Origin of the sequence: Saliphagus sp. GCM10025317, from assembly GCF_042663665.1 — an archaeon.
Lineage (GTDB): Archaea > Halobacteriota > Halobacteria > Halobacteriales > Natrialbaceae > Natronosalvus.
Window position 1 is genome coordinate 1,556,646 of the sequence record NZ_JBHTAQ010000005.1, and the last position, 14,704, is coordinate 1,571,349.

General features: G+C 63.8%; 17 protein-coding genes and 1 pseudogene. 9 read left to right on the forward strand and 9 right to left on the reverse strand.

Annotation, left to right across the window (positions count from 1 at the left end; genetic code table 11):
- Positions 1 to 5 precede the first annotated feature (5 nt).
- Positions 6 to 733, forward strand: a pseudogene (locus tag ACFQS4_RS09595) (DUF2270 domain-containing protein).
- 40 nt (positions 734 to 773) lie between these two features.
- Here the strand turns inward: ACFQS4_RS09595 and ACFQS4_RS09600 are convergent.
- Complete coding sequence (locus ACFQS4_RS09600; protein WP_497901295.1) at positions 774 to 1,235, reverse strand: pyridoxamine 5'-phosphate oxidase family protein; 462 nt, start codon at positions 1,233 to 1,235, stop codon at positions 774 to 776.
- 222 nt (positions 1,236 to 1,457) lie between these two features.
- On the opposite strand from ACFQS4_RS09600, the gene mobA reads away from it, so the two are divergent.
- Positions 1,458 to 2,108, forward strand: a complete 651-nt coding sequence (gene mobA, locus ACFQS4_RS09605; RefSeq protein ID WP_497901296.1) for a molybdenum cofactor guanylyltransferase — start codon at positions 1,458 to 1,460, stop codon at positions 2,106 to 2,108.
- A 26-nt stretch (positions 2,109 to 2,134) separates the two neighbouring features.
- Here mobA and ACFQS4_RS09610 read toward each other — a convergent pair whose 3' ends face one another.
- Positions 2,135 to 2,977: a universal stress protein gene (locus tag ACFQS4_RS09610; protein ID WP_497901297.1), complete on the reverse strand. Its 843-nt coding sequence runs from the start codon at positions 2,975 to 2,977 to the stop codon at positions 2,135 to 2,137.
- 532 nt (positions 2,978 to 3,509) lie between these two features.
- Between ACFQS4_RS09610 and ACFQS4_RS09615 the strand changes: the two genes are divergently transcribed.
- Together ACFQS4_RS09615 and ACFQS4_RS09620 are read left to right on the forward strand one after the other, a co-directional pair.
- Positions 3,510 to 3,659: a DUF7512 family protein gene (locus tag ACFQS4_RS09615; protein WP_497901298.1), complete on the forward strand. Its 150-nt coding sequence runs from the start codon at positions 3,510 to 3,512 to the stop codon at positions 3,657 to 3,659.
- A gap of 1 nt (position 3,660) precedes the next feature.
- Complete coding sequence (locus tag ACFQS4_RS09620) at positions 3,661 to 4,698, forward strand: sulfite exporter TauE/SafE family protein (RefSeq protein WP_497901299.1); 1,038 nt, start codon at positions 3,661 to 3,663, stop codon at positions 4,696 to 4,698.
- 150 nt (positions 4,699 to 4,848) lie between these two features.
- On the opposite strand, the gene ACFQS4_RS09625 is transcribed toward ACFQS4_RS09620, so the two are convergent.
- Positions 4,849 to 5,136, reverse strand: a complete 288-nt coding sequence (locus tag ACFQS4_RS09625) for a DUF7967 family protein (RefSeq protein WP_497901300.1) — start codon at positions 5,134 to 5,136, stop codon at positions 4,849 to 4,851.
- 140 nt (positions 5,137 to 5,276) lie between these two features.
- Between ACFQS4_RS09625 and ACFQS4_RS09630 the strand changes: the two genes are divergently transcribed.
- The 3 genes from ACFQS4_RS09630 to ACFQS4_RS09640 all read left to right on the forward strand — a co-directional run bounded on the left by ACFQS4_RS09630 (position 5,277) and on the right by ACFQS4_RS09640 (position 7,412).
- Positions 5,277 to 5,618 carry a four-helix bundle copper-binding protein gene (locus tag ACFQS4_RS09630; RefSeq protein WP_497901301.1) on the forward strand — a complete coding sequence of 114 codons (342 nt, stop codon included), beginning with the start codon at positions 5,277 to 5,279 and terminating at the stop codon, positions 5,616 to 5,618.
- Position 5,619: 1 nt separating this feature from the next.
- Complete coding sequence (locus tag ACFQS4_RS09635; RefSeq protein ID WP_497901302.1) at positions 5,620 to 6,150, forward strand: DUF2243 domain-containing protein; 531 nt, start codon at positions 5,620 to 5,622, stop codon at positions 6,148 to 6,150.
- Between the two features lie 149 nt (positions 6,151 to 6,299).
- A complete protein-coding gene (locus tag ACFQS4_RS09640; RefSeq protein ID WP_497901303.1) occupies positions 6,300 to 7,412 on the forward strand; it encodes an aminotransferase class V-fold PLP-dependent enzyme in 1,113 nt (370 codons plus the stop codon).
- 32 nt (positions 7,413 to 7,444) lie between these two features.
- Here the strand turns inward: ACFQS4_RS09640 and ACFQS4_RS09645 are convergent, their stop codons facing one another.
- The 3 genes from ACFQS4_RS09645 to ACFQS4_RS09655 form a co-directional block, all read right to left on the reverse strand.
- Positions 7,445 to 7,825, reverse strand: coding sequence for a helix-turn-helix domain-containing protein (locus ACFQS4_RS09645; RefSeq protein ID WP_497901304.1), 381 nt, complete (start codon positions 7,823 to 7,825; stop codon positions 7,445 to 7,447).
- A 341-nt stretch (positions 7,826 to 8,166) separates the two neighbouring features.
- Positions 8,167 to 8,328, reverse strand: a complete 162-nt coding sequence (locus tag ACFQS4_RS09650; protein ID WP_497901305.1) for a DUF7560 family zinc ribbon protein — start codon at positions 8,326 to 8,328, stop codon at positions 8,167 to 8,169.
- A gap of 215 nt (positions 8,329 to 8,543) precedes the next feature.
- Positions 8,544 to 10,613: a sensor histidine kinase gene (locus ACFQS4_RS09655; protein WP_497901306.1), complete on the reverse strand. Its 2,070-nt coding sequence runs from the start codon at positions 10,611 to 10,613 to the stop codon at positions 8,544 to 8,546.
- Between the two features lie 308 nt (positions 10,614 to 10,921).
- Here ACFQS4_RS09655 and ACFQS4_RS09660 point away from each other — a divergent pair, with 308 nt between their 5' ends.
- Positions 10,922 to 11,578: a helix-turn-helix domain-containing protein gene (locus tag ACFQS4_RS09660; RefSeq protein ID WP_497901307.1), complete on the forward strand. Its 657-nt coding sequence runs from the start codon at positions 10,922 to 10,924 to the stop codon at positions 11,576 to 11,578.
- A gap of 62 nt (positions 11,579 to 11,640) precedes the next feature.
- Positions 11,641 to 12,102 carry a pyridoxamine 5'-phosphate oxidase family protein gene (locus ACFQS4_RS09665; protein WP_497901308.1) on the forward strand — a complete coding sequence of 154 codons (462 nt, stop codon included), beginning with the start codon at positions 11,641 to 11,643 and terminating at the stop codon, positions 12,100 to 12,102.
- Positions 12,103 to 12,231: 129 nt separating this feature from the next.
- On the opposite strand, the gene ACFQS4_RS09670 is transcribed toward ACFQS4_RS09665, so the two are convergent.
- The 3 genes from ACFQS4_RS09670 to ACFQS4_RS09680 form a co-directional block, all read right to left on the reverse strand.
- Positions 12,232 to 12,369 carry a DUF7560 family zinc ribbon protein gene (locus tag ACFQS4_RS09670; RefSeq protein ID WP_497901309.1) on the reverse strand — a complete coding sequence of 46 codons (138 nt, stop codon included), beginning with the start codon at positions 12,367 to 12,369 and terminating at the stop codon, positions 12,232 to 12,234.
- 77 nt (positions 12,370 to 12,446) lie between these two features.
- Entirely contained in the window at positions 12,447 to 12,896 is a 450-nt protein-coding gene (locus ACFQS4_RS09675) for a DUF3054 domain-containing protein (RefSeq protein WP_497901310.1), read from the reverse strand.
- Positions 12,893 to 14,467 (reverse strand): heme o synthase, encoded by a 1,575-nt coding sequence (locus ACFQS4_RS09680; protein ID WP_497901311.1) that lies wholly within the window; start codon positions 14,465 to 14,467, stop codon positions 12,893 to 12,895. The genes ACFQS4_RS09675 and ACFQS4_RS09680 overlap by 4 nt, the downstream gene beginning before the upstream one ends.
- Positions 14,468 to 14,704: the final 237 nt, after the last annotated feature.

Consider the following 14,704-nt stretch of genomic DNA (forward strand, 5'->3'; position numbering starts at 1 on the left):
CCCATATGCTACCCTCGAGCGACGACGCGACCGACACCGGCGATACACGAGCACGAGACGGCGACGCAGCGATCGGAAGCGACCTCGAGCAGGACCGAACGACCATCAGTTCGGTGTTAGGAACACCTATCGTGGGGAAGTCTCCCGGGAAACGACCTGGCGCTCGCGCCTCGATCAGACGACGACCTGGAGCGTTACCATCATGACGGCCATCCTGACCTGGGCGTTCTCGAGTACGGACAACCCCCACTACATCATCCTGATCGCGGGCCTGGTGGTCACCACGTTCCTGTTCATCGAAGCCAGACGCTACCGGGATTACGACGTGTATCGCGCTCGCGTCCGCCTCATGCAACAGAATCTGCTGGCGGCGGCGCTCGATCCCGACGCGCCCGTCGATAACGCCGACTGGCGTGTCGAACTGAGCGACGACTACCGACGGCCGACGGTGAAAGTGTCGACGCTCGAGGCGCTCGCGAACCGACTCCGACGAATCTACCTGGCGCTGTTCACCGTACTGGTGCTGGCGTGGGCCTTTCGGATCACGGCGTTCGTCCCCAGCGACGCCTGGCTCGAGTCGGCGTCGATCGCCCTCGTTTCTGGCGAGGTGGTCGTCGCCGTGTGCGCCCTCTGGTACCTAGCCGCCGTCGCCATCGGCCTCTGGCCGCGCGAGCGGCAGGCGAAAGGGGAGTTTCGTGAGGGCGAGCACGGCGAGTGGAAGTCCGGGCAGTAGACGGCTTCACAATCCCAATGCCACTGAATCCGAGCGACGGTCACTCCGCCGTCTCGACTTCTCTCCGGCCAGTGACGCGGTCCGGCACGAGCCGAAAGTCGCGAAACGTCACGTCGTCGGGCGGCCGTTCGAAGACGTCGACGGCCGGAATTTGTACTGCCCACATCCCCTGAACCGCCGCCGATTCGTATGGCGCGTCCGAGATCTCCTCGAGCGATCCGGTCGCCACGACGCTGTGCCAGCCGTCGTCGGTCTCCGCGTAGACGACGAACGAGACCGGTCGGTCGAGGACCGCTGTCTTGCCGCCGCTGTGTCCCTCCGGGAACGATAGCCGGAAGTAGAAGTGGCCCTCGTCCGCGTAGTAGCCGTAGGAAACCGGAATCGAGAACGGCGGTTCCTCGGCGGTCGAGCCGAACGAGAGAACGCCGGTCCCGCCCCGGTCGAGAAACGAATCGAGGTCCTCGCCACCGAGTTGTACCCAGCGAAGCCCTTGTCCGTGCATGTCAACCGGTACGAGCGTCGGCCAAAAATAGACCGTTCACGAGCGCACGGACTGTCTCGAGAAACGGATCATTTCCGCCCGGGCGCTCCCGGCGCTCTTTGCTCGCCGACGCTCGAGTCCGGCACGTCAATAACGGTTTTCGCTTCCTCCCCATCTCGAGGATTCTCTCGTTTGCTTCGATGCACTGATTCACCCGGACCGCCAAGGGGAACTCGAGCCACGATGCCCGAGACATCCTCGCGCGCCGGCGTCATCATCGCGGGCGGATTTTCGACTCGCTTCCAGGACGGCGACAAGGCAGTCGCCGACCTCGACGGCACCCCGTTGATCGGTCACGTCGCCGACCGACTCGAGGACGTGACGGACGAACTCGTCGTCAACTGCCGCGCCGAGCAGGTCGACGTCCTCCGGGGCGCAGTCGAATCCGAGTCGCGGACGATCCAGGTGGCCGTCGACCAGACGCCCGACCGCGGCCCCCTCGCCGGGATCGCGACGGGTCTCGAGGCCGCGAGCGCTCCCGTCGCGGCGGTCGTGGCGTGTGACATGCCGTTCGTGGAACCGGCGTTGTTCGAGGCGCTGTTCGAGCGACTCGAGGGCGGTGACGCTCGCGATTCCGACGAACGGACGGCAGCCGTCGTTCCGAAACACCCGGACGGCTGGTTCCAGACGACCCACGCGGTCTACCGGGCGGAACCGATGGCCGACGCCTGTCGCGCGGCGCTCGAGGCCGACGAGGGCAAGATACTGGCCGCGCTCGACAGGCTCGAGTGGACCGTCTTCGAGCCGGCCGACTGGAAACGATACGCGACGCTCGACTCGTTCGACAGCATCGACACGCGAGCGGACCTCGAGGCGGCACGGGCGCGGTTCTGACCGGCAGAAAATCGGCCCTCGACCGATCAGGCTACGCGCGGCGACACGAGCAACACGTTCCCCTTCGCGCGGGCAACGATGTCCTCGGAGACGCTCCCGAGCAGGAGCCGTCGCAGGCGGCTGTGTCCGCGTGAGCCAACGAGGGTCGTCGTCGGCTCGTACTCGGACTCGACGTCGAGGATTTCGTCGGCCGGGTCGCCCTGCCGTATCTCGATCCGAGTGTCGATTCCCCACTCCTCGAGCTGGTCAGCGAGTTCCTCGAGTCGCTGGCGGGGATCCTCCCCCTCTGGTAGCCCGGGGTCTTTCGGCGTCTCGACGTGAACGAGGGTCGCCTCCTCGGTAGCGTGCCGGAGATACGAGAACGCGTCGAACGCGCGGTCGGCGTTCTCGGAGAAGTCCGTCGCGTAGAGCATCCGCTGGAACAGGTGTTTGCGGACGATTTCGGGTTCGTCGACGCCGCGCTCGATCCGGTTGACGAGCAACGGCGTCTCGCTCGTTCGCGCCAGGTTACGTGCGGTCGACCCGATCACCCGGTTCTCGAGCGGGCTCTTCCCGCGGGAGCCGACGATCGTCATGCTCGCACCGATCGTCTCCGCGATGCCCCTGATTCGTCGGTGGGGCGTTCCCCGGACGACGTGGCTCTCGACGTCGAAGCCGGCGCCCTCGATGACGTTTCGGTATCGCTCGAGTGCGCGCTCGCGCCGCCCCTCGAAGTCCATGCCGGGCATGCCCGCGTGCACGTTCAAGGGGATGACCGTCACCAGGTGAATCTCCTCGATGCCGATCCGGCCGAGGCACTCGAGGCAGGTCTCGGTCTCGATCGTGGCTTCACTGGCTGCGGACAGGTCGGTTGCGATGACGGCCTTCATAACGTCACTAGGGATCTCCAGGTTTAATATTGTTTCGTACACCCAATACCGTGTTGGGAATGTCTCGGGCATTGATCGCTCTATTCGACGTGTACAACTGGTCGCTCGGTGCAGTTGGGGAGGCGTACGAATTTGCCACCGTTCGTTCTCCGTGATCCGCACAGATGGCTCGAGTCCTCGATTCGCCGGTGCGATGGAGATCAGCCAGCGAACGGTTACAGCGAGCGCGTCGACAGGCGAGCGAAACAGGTGCATTTGACTAGATGCCCTCGTGACTGGTGACCACGCGTTGTCGTGGCTGGGAGTCGATCTGCGCGTGAGACGATAGGGCCCGTGCTCAACCCTCCCGGCGAAGGTCTTCGTATTCCTGTAACGTATTCGAATATCTCTGTTGGTTAGGCGTGGGATAGGTGACAGTAATATTGTGCACTAATCCCAAAAGCGTTATAGGCACTTCTGCAGTAGAAGGTAATGAGCAGAAAACCATGATCCGTACACAACCGGAACGCGCGAAGAACGGAGGTCGAGACGAATGATCGAGCTCGCCTCCCTGTCGGAACCAGTACAGGCAGGCGTCCTCGTGGGAGCCGTCCTCGTCGAGGCGATCGTCCTCTACGGAGGATACGGCTTGCTCGAGCGAGTCGGCGCACCGCCCCTGATCGCCACGATCGAGAACGTCTAACATGGAGGTATTCGGCATCGCGCTCACGATGCTCGTCCTGTTCGTGAGCTTCGGCTTCATGGTCGGCGTCCTGTTCGGCTTCTTCGGGATGGGCGGATCCTTCCTCGTGACGCCGGCGCTCCTGGTCATGGGCTACCCGGCCCGCGTCGCGGTCGGGAGCGGCATGGCGTTCGTCTTCGGGACCGCCGTCATCGCGACGATGAAACACCACGACCTCGGCCAGGTCGACTACAAACTCGGCGGGTTGATGATTGTCGGGACGACCGCCGGCATCGAAGTCGGGCGAATCGGGGTCTTCTACCTCGAGGAACTCGGCCTCGCCAGCGGCGTCATCGGCGTCACGTACGTCGTTCTGTTGGGCGCAATCGGTCTGTTCGTCACCCGGAACGCGCTGAAGAGTGACGGTACCGATAGCTCGAGCGGCCACCACGACGCCGCCGACGAGGAGATCGATCCGGACGCCATCCCAGACCTTGCGAAGAAGATCCAGTCCTACCACGTGCCCCCGATGATGACCATCGCCGGCGGAATCAAAGTCTCGCTGTGGATGGTCCTCGGCGTCGCGTTCGCCACGGGGCTGTTGTCGGGCTTCCTCGGCGTCGGTGGCGGGTTCATCCGCATGCCTGCCATGTTCTACCTGATCGGGGTCCCCGTTCCGGTGGCCGTCGGGACCGACCTGTTCGAAATCGTCTTCTCTGGTGGGATCGGGTCGTTCCTCTACGGCCTCGAGGGCGGCGTCGACCTCTCGATCGTCGCGCCGCTGCTGGCCGGGAGCGCGCTCGGCGCCCGCATCGGTTCGGCGGCGACCAGCATCGTCGACGAGGGCGACATCAAGATATACTTCGGGCTGATGCTCCTGGGTGGCTCGGTCGCCGTCGCGTTCCGCCAGGCCGGAGATTACCTCGGAATCGAGGTCCTGAGCACGATCAGTTTCGCGCTAATCTTGCTCTCGGCGTTCATGGTCAGTGGGGCCGTCATCTACAGCACCATCGCCACGATGCGCCAGAACGCTCGAATCGCTCGTTCGACGGCCGATTAGTCGAGCCTCGAACGCGTTCGGCAGATCTGTTTTCACCGTGACACGGTACTCGAGACCGTCAGCCAGTGGTCTCGAGCGACGCGACCGACAGTGATCGAATATCAATCACCAGTACGGACGGAGCGACTCGAGTTTGAGCCTGCGGGGACACTATATTGGATCGTCGGGTTCGTGCTCGGCAGCCATTCGGGATGCCTCGGTCGCGTAGCGTTCCCGCTGGTCGCGGTCGTCGACCGACCCGAGGTTGTCGGCGTCGACCTCGAGTGCGGCGGTCGTCTCTCGAGCGTCGGTGAAACTCGTGAGCGCCCGTTCCTTGCGGAAGTAGCGCTCGCCGTCGGGCGTCGCGTAGACGAGGATGATGAGGTTCTGTTCGTCGTCGGAGTACGTTCGCTCGACCAGCCAGACTCGAATGCCTTCTTGGTCCCCTTCGGACGCCATAACTGGATCCAGGACGCGGATTCCCAAAGCCGTTTGGCAGTCACGTGCTCCTTCGAGAGGGACCCACTCTCGTCTGCGCCGGGCGACGCTTGCATGACCATGTGTGGCGTTGATCCGGTTTGGTGTTGTTCGTTCTTGTGATGGCGCTACAACAGCTCCCGCGAGACGACGAGATGAAAGACTGCATCGACAACTGCCTCGAGGCCGCCCAGGTCTGTGAGTGGTGTGCGGACGAGTGTGCCGACCACGGCGAGGAGATGGCCGAGTGCATCCGGCTCTGTCGGGACGTCGCCGACCTGGCAACGTTGCACGCGCGATTCATGGCACGCGATTCGGATTACCACGGCGACCTCGCCTCCATCTGTGCGGACGCCTGCGAGGCCTGTGCCGAGGAGTGCGAACAGCACGACCACGACCACTGTCAGGCCTGTGCGGAGGTCCTTCCGAAGTGTGCCGAATCGTGTCGTGAAATGGCCAGCTAGCATGGCAGCACCCCCGCGATCCGAGAGGTGGCTCGGGCTCTCCGCGCGGTCGAAGCCGCTCGTCCAAGCCGGAGCCGCCCTCGGCGTCGGGCTAGGCGGTTTTTTCGACGGTATCGTCCTGCACCAGCTCCTGCAGTGGCACCACATGCTCTCGGCCCGGACGGACACGACCGACCTCGCCGCAATGCGGCTCAACGTCCTCGCTGACGGGCTCTTTCACGTGGCGACCTACGCGTTCACGATCGTCGGCATCGTGTTGATCGTCCGCGCGTGGCGTCATCCGTACGTCTCACCCTCGGGTCGAACGCTATTCGGCTCGGTCCTGATGGGCTGGGGAATCTTCAACCTGGTCGAGGGACTCGTCAATCACCACCTCCTCGAACTCCACCACGTCTGGCCCGACGGGCCGGCGAGCGTTCTGGTCTTCGACGTCGCGTTCTTGCTCTCGGGCATGCTCTTGCTCACGCTCGGGTACGGTATCGCTCGCTCGCACTCGGATGCAGCCGGCGGCGCTCGAGATGGAACCACCTGACTGCGAACAGACTGCTATTTCGATCCTGGAGAGAAATTTGGACTGGGCACAATCTCGAGGAGACGAACGCCGAACTGGCAGCGGAACCGGCAGCCCCCACGATCGAGGCCAACGATTAGGACCTTCGGCGAGTAGACGTACCTACCTTCATGGACTACGAGACCCTTCGCGCGGACATTCCAGCGCTCGAGCACGGCATCTACCTGAACACTGGCGCCGGCGGGCCCAGTCCCCGGCCCGTCGTCGAGACGATCGAGTCGTCCCTCGAGTCCCACGAGTACGACGCGCCGACCGGCGAAGGCATGTACGCCGCTGCCGTCTCGAGCCTCGACCGGGCGGAGGCGGCAGTGGCCGACCTCATCGGCGCTCACGAGACCGAAATCGCGCTCACCCAGAGCACGACCGACGGCATCAACCGCGTCGCCGGCGCGTTCGACTGGGACGAGAACGACGTCGTTGTCCGTACCGACCTCGAGCACCCGGCGGGTATCCTGCCGTGGCGACGACTTGAACGCACGCGCGGCACGGAGGTTCGCGTCCTCGAGACCACGGAAGGAAGACTGGACCTCGAGGCCGCGAAGGACGCACTCAAGGGAGCGACGCTGCTAGTCGTGAGTTCGATCACCTGGACACACGGAACGCGACTGCCGATCGAGGAACTCGTCGAACTGGCACACGACGCCGGCGCACGGGTGCTCGTCGACGCCGTGCAGTCGCCCGGACAGACAGCTGTCGACGTCACCGGCTGGGGAGCCGATTTCGTCGTCGGTGCCGGTCACAAGTGGCTGCTTGGCCCCTTCGGCGCCGGCTTCCTCTACGTCCGCGAGGGGGCCGAACGCGAGTGCGTGCCGGGTGCGATCGGCTACCGGAGCGTGACCGATGCCTCTGCGCACGACTACGAGTACGCGCCCGGCGCTGGCCGGTTCGAGGTCGGCACGACCAGCCCCGCCCTCTACGACGGCCTGGCGGCGGCAATCGACTATCACCAGGAACTCGGGACGGACGCGATCGAGTCCCGTATCGCCGACCTCACCGGGTATCTCAAGGATGGCCTCCCGGACTCCGCATTGCTCAGCCCTCGCGAGTTCGAGTCCGGGCTCGTCACGATTGATGTGCCCGATCCGGAGGCGACGGTGGACCGCCTCGCCGAGCAGGACATCACAGTTCGGTCGCTCTCGTACCCGGATGGCATGAGAGCGTCAGTTCACGCGTTCAATACGCGAGACGACCTGGACGCGTTGCTCGAGGCGTTGAAACGATAATTTCAGGAGTGAAAGAGAAGAATCGGAGCCGATCAGGCGCTGGGGTGAGAGAGCAACAGTTCGATCCCGCTGTCGGCTTCGACCGAGATCTGGACGTCGTCGACGCGGTGGCCGTACTCGCTCGTGTGCTTGCCCGAGCGGCGGATGCGAAGTTTCTCGTCGAGCATCCCCGCGTCGGTCAGCTTCTCGATTTTGCGGTAGGTCGATGAGAGGGGGACGTCACAGCGCTCGGAGAGTTCGGATGCGGTGAGATACGCGGCGTCTTCGTTGAGGGCCTCGAGGATGGTCCGGCAGTCGGCGTCGGTGAGCGCATCGAGAATGGTCTGGACGTCGTCGCCGGTCGTGATCGTCGTCTCGTCGCTTGGGGTGTCGTATCCGAAGGGGCTCGTCGTCGCGGTCAGTGACTGGCTCATACTTCTGTAGAGGAACCGATGGCCCTCGAGTGTACACCACCGATATCGTGGGTTATTTATATAGGGTGGCGAAAATAGCCGTTTCGGGGCCTGTGAACGCATCACACGGCCTCGAGTGGCTGTTGGAACGAGGGCGTCTCGCACACGGCTTGCGGGTCGTCTTCCGGTGGTCGTCATTATCATCGCCATCGCAGAACTCGAGTCCTGGACGTCCTCCACTCCGTCCATGTCGTCGAATCGCGACGAAGCCGGCATTCGTCAACAAAATTCGCCCATCGAGCGTCGGTCGTGAAAAGAGAAGAGAGAAACGGGCGTTCGACTCGTCGGTGACGGGCGGTAATTCAGGCGTCGTTTTCGGCCATCTCTTCGAAGTCCGCTCGAGAGACGGTGCTTCCACAGATCACACAGCCGTTCTCGACGAGGGCGTCCCGCATCGACGCGTTGACCGTGATGGTCTGGGCGCACTCGGGACAGACGAAGCGATAGTCCTCACTTGCACTCATTGCTACTAGGTCAGACACCCTCCAGTAATAAGTTGTCCACTCTCGTTCTGAGATGATGAGAATACCCCACGGGCGTCGAGTCTCGCCCTGCTGGGGCGATTCCTCTCTTCGGGAACGAACGACGGGGCGACGGCGTCGAGGACGTCGCTCGAGTGTCCAGGTCGGTCTGGACGCGTTCGCGCGTCCGCGCATCCGTATCGTGACCGCTGCGGGCCTCACTCGGCCCGCTCACCGACCGAAGGGAGGGTAAACGAGACCGTGGTTCCGTCACCGGGTTCGGACTCCGCCCAGACCTCGCCGCCGTGGCGTTCGACGATCCGCTCGCAGACGGCGAGTCCGATCCCGCTTCCCTCGTACTCCGTCCGACTATGCAGTCGAGTGAAGACATCGAAAATGTGCTCCGTCTCGTCGGGATCGATGCCGATCCCGTCGTCTCGGACCGAAACGACCCATCGGGAGCCGTTTCGTTCCGCCGAGACGTGGATCGACGGCGGCTCGTCGCCGCTGTACCGAATTGCGTTGCTCATCAGGTTCTGGAAGACCTGTCGCAACTGATCGTGGTCGCCCTCGACGGTCGCCTCGTGGAGTGATTCGGCCGTGATCGCCGCATCGCTCTGGGAAATCTGCACCTGGAGGTCCTCGCGAGCGTTCTCGAGGACGGCCTCGAGATCGACCGGCTCGAGCGGTTCGCCGCTCGTTTCCACCCGCGAGTACGCGAGCAACCCCTCGATCATTCCCCGCATGCGGTCGGCCCCGTCGATCGCAAATTCGAGGTACTCTTCCCCATCTTCGTCGAAGACGTCGCCGTATCGGCGCTCGATGAGCTGGAGGTAACTCGAGACCATTCGGAGCGGTTCCTGGAGGTCGTGGGAGGCGGCGTAGGCGAACTGCTCGAGGCGCTTGTTGGATTCTCGAAGACTGGCGACGGACTGCTCGAGTTCGTGCTGGTACTGGTGGCGTTCGATGGCCTCCGCGATGATGTTAGCGACGCTCTGGACGAACGTGACATCTTCGTCGCTGAAGACCTGTGGATCGGTGTCGTGAGCCCCCAGGATTCCCCACGGATTGTCATTCGGGCCGATGATGGTACTAATTCCGCTGCGAACGTCGTGGTTTCGGAGCAAATCCGGACCGGTAAATCGCGTTTCCGCCTCCAGGTCTTCGACGATGATGGGACGATCGTTTGCCAGCGTGTACGCCGCCTGCGAGTCGGCTTCGACGGCGGAAACCGTCGCCGCTCCGACGAGCCCGGGTTTCCAGCCGATCCCCTGGCGAAGGAGCAATTCGTCGGCCTGGGGATTCAGATCGAGCACTTTGCAGTATTCGATGTCGAGCGCAGCCGTCACCCGCTGGGTCGCTTCGCGCATGAGCTCGTCGAGGTCGTCCGTCTCGAGTGCGAGCTGGCCGAGGTCGGCGACGACCTGTTGCTGGCGAATCCGATCCGTGAGCTCCCGTTCGCGGTCTTTCCGCCCGGTGATGTCCTGGGACATGACCAGCACGGCGTACACGCGTCCGCCTTCGTCGGTCAACGGATGGGTACGGAACTCGAACACCTGTTCTGGCGTCTCCAGTTCGAAGACGGTCGATTCGCCCTCGAGCGTCGCGCGATAGTGCGGTTCGGCGACGTCCACGACCTCCGGCGGGAAGGCGTCCTGGACGCGTTTTCCCCGTAGTTCGGTCGGATCGTATCCGGTTTCCTCGAGGGCGTTCCCGGCGACGAGCGTGTGTCGTAACTCGGTGTCCAGCAGCGCGACGGCCCCGTTCGGAAAGTTCTCCGTCAACGTTCGGTAGCGCTGTTCGGACGCTGCGAGACGATCGAGCGTCTCTTCGAGTTCCGCCTGCGTGTCCTGGAGTTCCTGATTGCGCTGCTCGAGAACGTAAGTTCGCGATTTTGCGCGCGCATCGTACGCCCCTGCGCCGAAACCGGCGACGCCAGCGAGCGCAGTGAGGATGAGGAAGTTGTTCACCGGGTCCGATAACTGACCGGCGAGGTAAATGAAGAGGAGAATACTGACAACCACGCCAATCGCGCGGAGACACCAGCGGGCGATGGTCGCGAAGAACCTCGGCTGAATGTCGGTCTGGGGCAGCCCGTATCCCCCGTAGAGAAGCACGAGGCCGGAGCCGCTGACCAGAACGACGACGATTAGTACCGCCGAACTCGGCAGTACTTCGCCAGCCTGCGTGAGTGGCCAGATCACACCGATAGCGGCGTACAGACCCCCGAGTGTGAGGATCGCACGACGCCCACCGAACGTCGAGTGGAATCGGGCCAGGGGATTCATACAATTCCAGACGTAGAGCCAAATAAATAGTACTTCTGGATCCGACCGTCACTCAGACGGACGTATCGTCACCCGGTGTCGATCGTCGCTCGCCCCGCGGCTGCCGGAGCGTCTTTTGGAGGTGGGATGACGAATTGTCATCTCTACCCGACCGTGCGTATCATGCGCGATGGTGGCCTACCCCGCTGGAAGGCCCCGTACCACCACTGGGTATCACGCGGGATGAAATGGCCGTACACCGACACGCCGACCCGGAGTCCGCGGAACCCTATCTTCATTAGGCCGGCCTTCGAACACGACCCTAGACGATGTCGCCGGGAATTCGCGCGACGGTGAAAGTCGGGTCGCCTGAGGGCTGTCCAATCGCGGCCTTTTCACAGCGGACGGGGACGACGGTCGATCGAGTCTCGACGAGTGCCGCCAGCGAGGACAGCTCGAGTCACGGTGGGGGAAGCACCACGGAGTTCCTGGCTGCCACCGACGAGGAGATCGACGACGTCTCCGGACCGATCTTCTCCTACGGGTCGACCAACCTCTATCGCCACGCGCACGACGACTCGAGCTGTCCCTGCGCTTGCCTCGGCTCGTTCGGCTGTCCGGTCCACCGCTACGTCGCCGAGGACGGGGACCTCACGCTGGTCTTTCACGCCGAGGACTTCGACCAGCTCCAGGCGATCATGGCCGAGTTCCGCGAACGGTACCCCGACATCGATGTCCAGCGACTCCTCCAGCCGCCACTACGAGGATCGACCGAAGAGCAGGTGTTCGTCAACCGGGGGAAACTCACCGACCGCCAGCACGAGGTCCTGCAGGCTGCCTACGATGCCGGCTACTTCGAGCGCCCGAAAGGAGCCAACGCGACCGAAATCGCCGCCGAGCTCGACATTAGCCAGTCGACGTTCACTGAACACCTCGTCGCCGCCCAGCGAAAGCTCTTCGAGGACATCCTCGAGACCGACGCGTGATCGTCGGCGAGTGACAACGGAAATAGTTTAATGCCGCATCGGCTTTGACTCTGCATACGACGATGTCACTAGCCGAGGAAACCGAGATGACGGCGACGGAGATCGACGACTTCCTGAGTCGCCACGAGACTGGCGTCCTGGCACTCGCCAGCGACAACACGCCGTACGCGGTCCCGATCTCCTACGGATACGACGCCGACAGCCGATCGTTCTACATGCGACTGGTTTCGACGCCCGAAAGCGAGAAACGCGAGTTTCTCGACTCCTCTCCCCAGGTTCGTCTCGTCGTTTACAACGAACGAGATGGCGGTGAGACCTACCACAGCATCGTGGCCGTCGGTACGCTCGAGACGATCGACCCGGCCAACCTCACTGTCGAGGACGTCGAACAGTACGGAACGACGAAGCGACCGCTGTTCGAAATCTGGGGCGAGTCGAAGGCGAATCTCGACATCCAACTCTATCGGTTCGTACCCGACGACCTGAGCGGGCGCCGAACCGAAATCGATCGCGGGGACGCGTAGATTCTGTCGATTTTTCGGCGTGGATCAGGCTCTCGAGCGGTGGCAATCTGCGGTGAACGCGACAAACGTGGCGAACGCGCTAAAACGCGCCGAATACGTCGAAACGCGTCGAAACGCGCTAAAACGCCATCAGTGGACGAGAAAGTGTTCGCTGGAAACCCTCGTTCCGCAGACTGGACACCCGTATTCGACCGTCGCGTTGCGTACGTCGCCGTCCACGGGGCCTCGCTGGCCGCAGCCCGGACAGGTAAATTCGTAAGTTGTCATTGCAGTCGGTTGGGCACCTCTATCTAGACGAACACGGCGGCTCTCGATAGGGGTCTAGCCACACTATGTGGGGGTGTTTAAACGGGGTGTCGAAGCGCCCGACGAACGAGCAGCGAAACGCAGAGTCGCCACGGCAGGACGAAGGCCAGCCCGAAGACGACGTTGACGAGGACGAACTCGAGCGGGGCACCCCCGGGGAAGTATTCCGTCGCCCGAATCGCGGCACCGACGAGCGAAGCGCCGATCCAGCCGAGCGTGACGTACCGAAGGGTCTCGGAGGGGCTGGAAAGCGTGTCGAACCGGAACGTCCCGACGAGCGGACTCACGAACAGCCAGCCGACCAGAAACGGCACGGCGGTTCGAAGGGTGTGGATCGGGTACGCCCACGGTTCAACGGCGTGCGAGAGCAAGCCGACGCCGAAGAAGGCGAGGATGGCAATCCCGTCGCCGAGAGCGACGACGTTGGCGACGACGGCGATGCTCGAGTTGAGGGTGGCGAGTCGGATGCGTGTGGTTATCGCGTTCATGGTCGGAGACCGACGACGAGCGCTTCGGCGACGATGGCGAGCAGGACGACGCCGAGATAGGCGTTCGAGGCGTGGAAGGTTCGGAGCGTCGAACGGTCAGTTCTGCGGCGACACTGCACGACCGTCGTCCCGAGAAACAGCCCACCCGCGGTGATCGTCGAGAGGGTGAAGAGCCAGCCGAGTGGGGTCACGAGACCGAGCATGGTGGTCATCACCAGCGTTCCGCCGAGGGTCAGGAGGACCCGGCGACGGGCGGCCGAGACGCCCGAGACGACCGGAAACATCGGATAGCCGGCCCGCGCGTAGTCGTCGCGGTAGACGATCGCGAGGTTGTAGAAGTGTGCCGGCGTCCAGACGACGACGATCAGTGCGAGCACAATCGCCGGCAGTCCGACCGATCCCGTGACGGCGGCCCAGCCGATGACGGCCGGAAGCGCGCCCGACCCGCCGCCGATCGCGATGTTCCAAGTCGTATTCGGTTTGAGGACGACGGTGTAGAGCACGCTGTAGTAGACGATGGCCACCAACGTCAGCGCCGCGACGAGGAGGCTGACTAGCGTCACGAGCACGACCATCGAAAGGACGGCCAGCGAGAACGCAAAGAGGGTCGCGCGAGCGGCCGACACCTGATCGGTCGCCACGGGGCGGTCCGCCGTTCGCAACATCTGCTGATCGCGGTCGCGTTCGTAGGCGTGGTTGAACGCCCCGCTCGCTCCCGTGGCCAGCACCCCGCCGGCGAGCGTCGCCACGACGGTCACGCCGTCGGGCCACTGACCGGTCGTTGTCGCGAGCGCCATCCCCGCGAGCGCGAGCAGACACAGTAGCCACATCAGCCGTGGTTTCGTCAACTCGAGGTAGGATCGCCCCCTCGAACGGAGTCGGGCGCGCGTCGACCGTTCCGCGTTGGCTCGAGTCGGGTTCGATACCGGTTCACTCGCGAATGTAGACGACGGCTCGCTTGCGGCTACGGACGGCGGCTCACCTGTGGTTGCGGACGACAGCCCGCCTGCGGATGCGGACGGCTTGCTTTCGGTCGTGGACGACGGGGACGGCTCGCCGACAGCAGGTGTCGTCCGTTCGGTGGTTGACTCGCCCTCGAGCATCCAGCCGAGGGCAGCGAGCAGCGCGGTGAAAAGCACGGCAGCGATCGCGAGGTGGGCTCGTCCCGCGACGGGCTCCCCGGTAACGACGACGAGTCCACCGACACCGACCTGGATCACGAACAGGACCACGCCGCCGCTGATGGCGATGCGCGTCCGCCGACTGGCCTCCGTCTTCCAGGCGCCGAGTGTCGTCAGGGCGAGTAACAGGCCGACGAGCCCGGCGAGCAGTCGATGGCCGAGAACGGCAATCAGCGTGGGATCGATCGGTGACGCGATTCCGTCGGTACAGAGCGGCCACGTCCCGCAGGCGCTTCCGGCGTCGGTCGTCGCGAGCGCCGCCCCCGTCGCGAGCAGTGCGTAGGTTGCGAGCGTCGTTGTTGCGAGGAGGAGGACGAATCGACGTGTCGTAAACAGGGTCGTCATGAGTGAGTAGAGCGTGTTCGAACGGGCGGTTTCGGTCCCGCTCACAGGAAAGCGTTCGAAATGGTCGTACCCGACAATTCCCCCGAACATGTTTCGGCGGGTTCGAGCGACGAAGTGTCTCGAGGGAGGCGGGTGACAGTTCTGGCGTTCACTTCCACCGTTCAGATCCGACGATCGTCGATTTCGACGCCAGTTATCGGAGCGGTCAGGGGTTCGTCCCTCGAGCCCGAATCTACACCCTGGCTGGGTCAGACAGGACGGTACGTTTCGGCGAGCGTCAGC